Source organism: Shigella sp. SIG6 (assembly GCF_053555815.1).
On the sequence record NZ_JBQZXC010000141.1, the window covers coordinates 1 to 8,370 of the forward strand.

General features: G+C 52.2%; 5 protein-coding genes and 2 pseudogenes. 4 read left to right on the plus strand and 3 right to left on the minus strand.

Annotated elements, in window-relative coordinates; genetic code table 11:
- Positions 1-238: 238 nt before the first annotated feature.
- The 4 genes and pseudogenes from ACUU1M_RS17140 to pheP all read left to right on the plus strand — a co-directional run.
- Positions 239-490, plus strand: a pseudogene (locus ACUU1M_RS17140) (S24 family peptidase); the annotation flags it as partial.
- A 91-nt stretch (positions 491-581) separates the two neighbouring features.
- A pseudogene (cusB, locus tag ACUU1M_RS17145) lies at positions 582-1,100 on the plus strand (Cu(+)/Ag(+) efflux RND transporter periplasmic adaptor subunit CusB); the annotation flags it as partial.
- 11 nt (positions 1,101-1,111) lie between these two features.
- Complete coding sequence (gene cusA, locus ACUU1M_RS17150) at positions 1,112-4,255, plus strand: Cu(+)/Ag(+) efflux RND transporter permease subunit CusA (protein WP_152029027.1); 3,144 nt, start codon at positions 1,112-1,114, stop codon at positions 4,253-4,255.
- A 100-nt stretch (positions 4,256-4,355) separates the two neighbouring features.
- Positions 4,356-5,732 (plus strand): phenylalanine transporter, encoded by a 1,377-nt coding sequence (pheP, locus tag ACUU1M_RS17155; RefSeq protein WP_000786320.1) that lies wholly within the window; start codon positions 4,356-4,358, stop codon positions 5,730-5,732.
- Between the two features lie 67 nt (positions 5,733-5,799).
- Here pheP and ybdG read toward each other — a convergent pair whose 3' ends face one another.
- The 3 genes from ybdG to ACUU1M_RS17170 all read right to left on the minus strand — a co-directional run bounded on the left by ybdG (position 5,800) and on the right by ACUU1M_RS17170 (position 8,266).
- Positions 5,800-7,047, minus strand: a complete 1,248-nt coding sequence (gene ybdG / locus ACUU1M_RS17160) for a mechanosensitive ion channel YbdG (RefSeq protein WP_001153148.1) — start codon at positions 7,045-7,047, stop codon at positions 5,800-5,802.
- Positions 7,048-7,150: 103 nt separating this feature from the next.
- Positions 7,151-7,804, minus strand: coding sequence for an oxygen-insensitive NAD(P)H nitroreductase (gene nfsB, locus ACUU1M_RS17165; protein ID WP_000351489.1), 654 nt, complete (start codon positions 7,802-7,804; stop codon positions 7,151-7,153).
- A gap of 93 nt (positions 7,805-7,897) precedes the next feature.
- Complete coding sequence (locus ACUU1M_RS17170; RefSeq protein ID WP_000360957.1) at positions 7,898-8,266, minus strand: MmcQ/YjbR family DNA-binding protein; 369 nt, start codon at positions 8,264-8,266, stop codon at positions 7,898-7,900.
- Positions 8,267-8,370 lie beyond the last annotated feature (104 nt).

Here is an 8,370-nt window from a genome sequence, read left to right on the forward strand (position 1 = left end):
CTTGCCGTGTCAAAGCAGTTGCTCTTATGCATTAAAATAAAGCCTCTAAGTTTTTGCGAGGAAAAATATCAGATCTTTCTGTCATAGTCCATTTTGGGTCCAGCCAGTGAGGTCATGCTCGCGTTGAGGCCAAAGAATGAGCATGGGCTCAGGTAGAGGGCAAGGCTCTGCTCAGGCATGGATTTGCTTACCTAACCTTCTCATCAATCCAGTCCGCCCACCACTGCATCATTTCTCTGCGCTTAATGTAGCGGATGCCTCACTATCACATAGTGATGGTTCATTACTGCTTTGTAGAATGGATAGAGAACTGAGGATAAAAAGATATCCCAAAACCCCAAAATCTCATCTTTAGGATTTGCAGAAAGGGAGGCGTGAACAGATACCTGCGCATGAAGACGGAACTAGTCCAGATGTGATATTTGTGGTGATCACATACATCATCAACGATGCTCGTTATGGTGAGTTTGATGACTACCCGCTGAAGTGAAAATAGTGTTGTGTACCAAATTGCGTACCAAACTAAAATCACAAATCATGAAACCCTTGTTCATGGCGGTTCTCAGGGGTATTGCGCGTAATCGCGAATTCAGGGTATGGACCCGGTGTGGGTCACTGCTGCGATCCCGGAGTCCATCGCCTGGCTGGTGAAAGATGCCTCGCAGTTTACCCTCACCGTTCCGGCGCGACCGGATAAAACACTCACCATCCGCAAATGGACGCTGCTACCTGGCGTGGATGCCGCGACCCGCACGCTGCAGCTGCGTCTGGAAGTCGACAACGCCGACGAGGCGCTAAAACCGGGCATGAACGCCTGGTTGCAACTCAACACCGCCAGCGAACCGATGCTGCTCATTCCGTCACAGGCGCTGATTGATACCGGCAACGAACAGCGGGTGATTACCGTTGATGCCGACGGGCGCTTTGTACCGAAACGCGTTGCTGTTTTCCAGGCATCGCAAGGCGTCACCGCATTACGCTCTGGTCTGGCGGAAGGTGAAAAGGTGGTTTCCGGCGGCCTGTTCCTGATTGATTCCGAAGCCAATATTTCTGGCGCACTGGAGCGGATGCGCTCTGAAAGTGCTACCCATGCGCATTGAGGGAATAACCAATGATTGAATGGATTATTCGTCGCTCGGTGGCGAACCGTTTTTTGGTGCTGATGGGCGCGTTGTTTCTGAGCATCTGGGGCACCTGGACCATCATTAATACGCCAGTGGATGCGTTGCCGGATCTCTCCGATGTGCAGGTGATTATTAAAACCAGCTATCCCAGCCAGGCACCGCAAATCGTTGAAAATCAGGTGACTTATCCGCTAACCACCACCATGTTGTCGGTGCCTGGCGCGAAGACTGTGCGTGGTTTCTCGCAGTTTGGCGACTCTTATGTGTATGTCATTTTCGAAGATGGCACCGATCCGTACTGGGCGCGTTCGCGGGTGCTGGAGTACCTCAACCAGGTACAGGGTAAGCTGCCTGCGGGAGTCAGCGCCGAGCTGGGACCAGATGCCACGGGTGTTGGCTGGATCTATGAATATGCACTGGTGGATCGCAGCGGTAAGCACGATCTTGCCGATTTACGCTCATTGCAGGACTGGTTTCTCAAATATGAGCTGAAAACCATTCCTGACGTTGCGGAAGTGGCGTCGGTAGGCGGTGTGGTGAAAGAGTATCAGGTGGTTATCGATCCTCAGCGCCTGGCGCAGTATGGCATCAGTCTCGCCGAAGTAAAAAGCGCGCTGGATGCTTCAAACCAGGAAGCGGGCGGTTCGTCAATCGAACTGGCGGAAGCAGAATATATGGTGCGCGCCAGCGGCTATCTACAAACGCTCGACGACTTTAATCACATCGTTTTAAAAGCCAGTGAAAATGGCGTGCCCGTTTATCTGCGCGATGTTGCGAAGGTCCAGATTGGCCCGGAGATGCGCCGGGGCATTGCCGAACTAAACGGCGAAGGCGAAGTGGCGGGCGGGGTGGTGATCCTGCGATCCGGCAAAAACGCCCGAGAAGTGATCGCCGCCGTGAAGGACAAACTGGAAACGCTGAAAAGTAGTCTGCCGGAAGGCGTGGAGATAGTTACAACATACGACCGCAGCCAGCTCATTGACCGGGCCATCGACAACCTCAGCGGCAAGTTGCTGGAAGAGTTTATTGTGGTGGCGGTAGTCTGCGCGCTGTTTCTCTGGCATGTGCGCTCGGCGCTGGTGGCGATTATTTCGTTGCCGCTGGGGTTGTGTATTGCTTTTATTGTCATGCCCTTCCAGGGGCTGAATGCCAATATTATGTCGCTGGGTGGCATTGCGATTGCCGTCGGGGCGATGGTCGATGCCGCTATCGTCATGATCGAGAATGCGCATAAACGGCTGGAAGAGAGGCAGCACCAGCATCCTGACGCCACGCTGGATAATAAAACGCGCTGGCAGGTGATCACCGATGCGTCTGTTGAAGTGGGGCCGGCGCTGTTTATCAGTCTGCTGATTATCACGTTGTCGTTTATCCCGATCTTCACCCTGGAAGGGCAGGAAGGGCGTCTGTTTGGCCCGTTGGCGTTCACCAAAACGTATGCGATGGTGGGTGCGGCGCTGCTGGCGATCGTAGTGATCCCTATCCTGATGGGTTACTGGATCCGTGGCAAAATTCCGCCGGAAAGCAGTAATCCGCTCAATCGCTTTTTGATTCGTGTTTATCATCCGCTGTTGCTGAAAGTACTGCACTGGCCGAAAACCACGCTGCTGGTGGCGGCGCTTTCGGTGCTGACGGTTCTCTGGCCGCTCAATAAAGTTGGCGGGGAATTTTTACAGCAGATCAATGAAGGCGACTTGTTGTATATGCCATCGACGCTGCCGGGGATTTCCGCAGCAGAGGCGGCGAGTATGCTGCAAAAAACCGACAAGCTAATTATGAGCGTACCTGAAGTGGCGCGGGTATTTGGCAAAACCGGGAAAGCGGAAACCGCCACCGATTCTGCTCCGCTGGAGATGGTAGAAACGACCATCCAGCTTAAGCCACAGGATCAGTGGCGGCCAGGCATGACAATGGACAAAATCATTGAGGAACTGGATAACACCGTGCGTCTGCCGGGGCTGGCGAATCTGTGGGTGCCGCCAATTCGTAACCGTATCGATATGCTCTCAACCGGCATTAAAAGCCCCATCGGCATTAAAGTTTCCGGCACTGTGCTGGCGGATATCGACGCGATGGCTGAGCAAATTGAAGAAGTGGCGCGAACGGTGCCAGGCGTAGCTTCTGCGCTTGCCGAGCGGCTGGAAGGTGGGCGCTATATCAACGTTGAGATTAACCGTGAAAAAGCCGCACGTTACGGTATGACGGTGGCGGATGTGCAGTTGTTTGTGACTTCTGCGGTGGGCGGGGCGATGGTTGGCGAAACGGTGGAAGGGATTGCCCGTTATCCAATTAATCTGCGTTATCCGCAAAGCTGGCGCGATAGTCCGCAGGCACTGCGCCAGTTGCCGATCCTGACGCCGATGAAGCAGCAAATCACCCTGGCAGACGTGGCCGACGTTAAAGTCTCTACCGGACCGTCGATGCTGAAAACCGAGAATGCGCGCCCGACGAGCTGGATTTATATCGATGCCCGCGATCGTGACATGGTGTCGGTGGTTCACGATTTGCAAAAAGCGATAGCTGAAAAAGTGCAGTTAAAACCGGGCACCAGCGTGGCATTCTCCGGGCAGTTCGAGCTACTGGAGCGCGCCAACCATAAGCTGAAACTCATGGTGCCGATGACACTGATGATCATCTTCGTGCTGTTGTATCTGGCATTCCGTCGGGTGGGCGAAGCGTTGCTGATTATCAGCAGCGTACCGTTTGCGCTGGTGGGCGGCATCTGGTTACTGTGGTGGATGGGCTTTCATCTTTCTGTGGCGACGGGTACCGGCTTTATTGCCCTTGCCGGGGTCGCCGCCGAATTTGGCGTGGTGATGCTGATGTATTTACGTCACGCCATAGAGGCCGAGCCGTCGTTGAATAATCCACAAACATTCAGCGAGCAGAAGCTGGATGAGGCGTTGTATCACGGCGCGGTCCTGCGCGTGCGCCCGAAAGCGATGACGGTGGCGGTGATTATCGCCGGTCTGCTGCCGATTCTGTGGGGAACGGGGGCTGGTTCAGAGGTGATGAGCCGGATTGCCGCACCGATGATTGGCGGCATGATCACCGCACCTTTGCTGTCGCTGTTTATTATCCCGGCGGCGTATAAGCTGATGTGGCTGCACCGACATCGGGTACGGAATTAAAGCAGGATACCTCGTTTAACCGTGTGGATTGTGTCTTGCGACGATGGGCACTAAATGTTAAAAGGTGCCCCTCAACAAAAAAGACACACAGGGGAAAGGCGTGAAAAACGCGTCAACCGTATCGGAAGATACTGCGTCGAATCAAGAGCCGACGCTTCATCGCGGATTACATAACCGTCATATTCAACTGATTGCGCTGGGTGGCGCAATTGGTACTGGTCTGTTTCTTGGCATTGGCCCGGCGATTCAGATGGCGGGTCCGGCTGTATTGCTGGGCTACGGCGTCGCCGGGATCATCGCTTTCCTGATTATGCGCCAGCTTGGCGAGATGGTGGTCGAAGAGCCGGTATCCGGTTCATTTGCCCACTTTGCCTATAAATACTGGGGACCGTTTGCGGGCTTCCTCTCTGGCTGGAACTACTGGGTAATGTTCGTGCTGGTGGGAATGGCAGAGCTGACCGCTGCGGGCATCTATATGCAGTACTGGTTCCCGGATGTTCCAACGTGGATTTGGGCTGCCGCCTTCTTTATTATCATCAACGCCGTTAACCTGGTGAACGTGCGCTTATATGGCGAAACCGAGTTCTGGTTTGCGCTGATTAAAGTGCTGGCGATCATCGGTATGATCGGCTTTGGCCTGTGGCTGCTGTTTTCTGGTCACGGCGGCGAGAAAGCCAGTATCGACAACCTCTGGCGCTACGGTGGTTTCTTCGCCACCGGCTGGAATGGGCTGATTTTGTCGCTGGCGGTAATTATGTTCTCCTTCGGCGGTCTGGAGCTGATTGGGATTACAGCCGCTGAAGCGCGCGATCCGGAAAAAAGCATTCCAAAAGCGGTAAATCAGGTGGTGTATCGCATCCTGCTGTTTTATATCGGTTCACTGGTGGTTTTACTGGCACTCTATCCGTGGGTGGAAGTGAAATCCAACAGTAGCCCGTTTGTGATGATTTTCCATAATCTCGACAGCAATGTGGTAGCTTCTGCGCTGAACTTCGTCATTCTGGTGGCATCGCTGTCGGTGTATAACAGCGGGGTTTACTCTAACAGCCGCATGCTGTTTGGCCTTTCTGTGCAGGGTAATGCGCCGAAGTTTTTGACTCGCGTCAGCCGTCGCGGTGTGCCGATTAACTCGCTGATGCTTTCCGGAGCGATCACTTCGCTGGTGGTGTTAATCAACTATCTGCTGCCGCAAAAAGCGTTTGGTCTGCTGATGGCGCTGGTGGTAGCAACGTTGCTGTTGAACTGGATTATGATCTGCCTGGCGCATCTGCGTTTTCGCGCGGCGATGCGACGTCAGGGGCGTGAAACACAGTTTAAGGCGCTGCTCTATCCGTTCGGCAACTATCTTTGCATCGCCTTCCTCGGCATGATTTTGCTGCTGATGTGCACGATGGATGATATGCGCTTGTCAGCGATCCTGCTGCCGGTGTGGATTGTATTCCTGTTTGTGGCATTTAAAACGCTGCGTCGGAAATAAGGCATTCACGCTACATCCGACAAAACGATGTCCGCTCTCATCCATTCGATGAGAGCGGTTTTTTTAATTACTGCTTAAATGCACCCGCCAGAGAGCGAATATCATTGCCGGTTGGCGACTGATGAAGTCGCAGACCAAACTCTTCGACAATCGCAAATATGTGATCGAATATATCAGCCTGAATGCTTTCATATTCCAGCCACACCACGGTGTTAGTAAACGCGTAGATCTCGAGCGGTAAACCGTTATCACCTGGAGCCAGTTGGCGTACCATTAAGGTCATATCTTTACGAATCCGCGGATGGTTACGCAGATATTCGTTCAGATAGGCACGAAAGGTTCCAATATTGGTCATTCGGCGCAGGTTTAATACCGACTCCGTAGAACCTTGCTGGCGATTCCACTCATTAATTTCCTGATGGCGGCTGGTTAAATAAGGCTTTAACAAATGCGCTTTATTCAGACGTTGCATTTCGTCTTCATCAAGAAAACGAATACTGGTGACATCAATACTGATACTGCGCTTAATACGTCGCCCGCCAGATGCTGACATCCCGCTCCAGTTTTTAAAGGAGTCAGAAACCAGAGACCAGGTGGGAATAGTGGTAATGGTATTGTCCCAGTTACGCACTTTGACGGTGGTTAACCCAATATCGATCACCGCGCCATCCGCGCCGTATTTCGGCATTTCCAGCCAGTCGCCCAGTTTCAGCATATCGTTCGCGGAAAGCTGAATACCTGCCACCAGACCAAGAATCGGATCTTTAAATACCAACATCAGCACGGCAGCCATTGCACCAAGACCGCTGATCAGAATCGCTGGCGACTGACCAATCAGCAGCGAGATCATCAAAATGCCGACCAGGATTGCGCCGATCAGTTTAATCCCCTGAAATATCCCTTTCAGCGGTAACTGAGATGCCGCCGGGAATTTCTGCGCCAGATTCAAAATAACATCCAGCAACGAGAAGACTGAAAGCAGCGCATACATCATGATCCACAACTGCGCGCAGGTAGTCAGAATATCTGCCGCTTCGGTGCCTTTTTGCAGCCAGAATACCGCCTGAATATTGACGATAATCCCCTGCAGGGTAAAAGCTAAACGGTGGAAGAGTTTATTCTGGGTAATGATTTGCAACCAAAGCCGTGAACTGGCGATGGCACGTTTTTCGAAGGTCCGCAGTACCACCCAATGCAAAATAATATGCACCACGACGGCGGTCAGAAAAATAATACCGAAAATCATCACCATCGAGGTGGTGTGATCGATCTCAATACCCGCTAAATCTTCAACCTGGGATATTAAATCCTGCATAACGTCTCCTTTATACAACAGCAGCCTATGATGACGGCTGAAACAGGGTTATGCAAATCAGGAGAATCTGAGGGGAGCCGGGCAGATGCCCGGCAAGAGAGAATTACACTTCGGTTAAGGTGGTGTTTTGCGGCAGACGAGATTTCGGCAGCGTAGCGTTAAAATCTTCAACGCTGTGATGACCTACCGGAACAACCACCAGACTGGTGTAGCCTTTCTCTTTCAGACCAAATTCTGCATCGAGGATTGCGGCGTCAAAACCTTCGATGGGCACCGCGTCCAGACCCAGCGCCGCCACGCCGAGCAGGAAGTTACCGACGTTGAGATAAACCTGTTTTGCCATCCACTCTGCATCATCATGCAGATCTTTACGGTGCATATCGGCGAAGAACTTGCGACCTTTATCGTTCGCGGCTTTCGCTTCCGGCGTGGCAAAGCGGCCATCGGCATCTTCCTGGTCAACAACCAGCTTCAGCCAGGCATCGTCCATCGCGGTTTTTGCACAGAACACCACGACGTGCGAGGCATCAAGTATTTTACGTTTGTTGAACACATAATTACCGGCAGCGGATTTGGCAACACGCGCTTTACCTTCTTCCGTGCTGGCAACAATAAAATGCCACGGCTGGGAGTTGGTGCTGGATGGGCTGTATTGCAGTAGCGTTTTGATCTGCTCGGCCTGTTCCGGGGTAAGTTTTTTGCTGGCATCAAATGCCTTAGTGGAATGACGCTTTAAGGCGACAGAAATGATATCCATACAGACTCCATGTGTAAGTAATTTTGCGTGCCAGCAGATTACAAGGTTCAACGAGAAATGGTAAGCGAGAAAAATGCGCTATAGATTCCCGCTTTAGCCTGGACGCACTCTTTTTTGATCGCGTTTAGCCAGACCATCAACCACCAGATTCCACGAATCGTTGATCAGATCGCGAAGTAACGCTTCGGAGATTTCCTCGCCGGAATACACCGAAATCCAGTGCTTTTTATTCATGTGATACCCTGGCTTAATGCTTGGGTATATTTGCTGATTTAACAGGGATTTTTGTGGATCGGACTTCAGATTGATAAAGGGGACGCCGCGTAGCTCCGACGACAGCATAAAAATCTTGCCGCCAATTTTAAAAACATCGAACTCCGGGCCAAAAGGCCAGCAAAGCTCGACAAAGGGTAACTCAAGAGCTAGGCGTTTCGCCGTTTCGTGCAGTGATTGCTTATCCATAAACGTTCCTTTAGGCGAAGGAGAATAAGCAAAGTATGCCGCGAAGTTCGGCGATAATCGACGTTTAATCCGCCAGCGAGAACCAGCGTTGCCAGATAAAGCGC

What these genes read in the sequence shown, in the direction of transcription:
- cusA (WP_152029027.1), top strand. Translation starts at nt 1,112, where the DNA reads ATGATTGAATGGATTATTCGTCGCTCGGTGGCGAACCGTTTTTTGGTG.
- ybdG (WP_001153148.1), bottom strand. Translation starts at nt 7,047, where the DNA reads ATGCAGGATTTAATATCCCAGGTTGAAGATTTAGCGGGTATTGAGATC.
- nfsB (WP_000351489.1), bottom strand. Translation starts at nt 7,804, where the DNA reads ATGGATATCATTTCTGTCGCCTTAAAGCGTCATTCCACTAAGGCATTT.
- ACUU1M_RS17170 (WP_000360957.1), bottom strand. Translation starts at nt 8,266, where the DNA reads ATGGATAAGCAATCACTGCACGAAACGGCGAAACGCCTAGCTCTTGAG.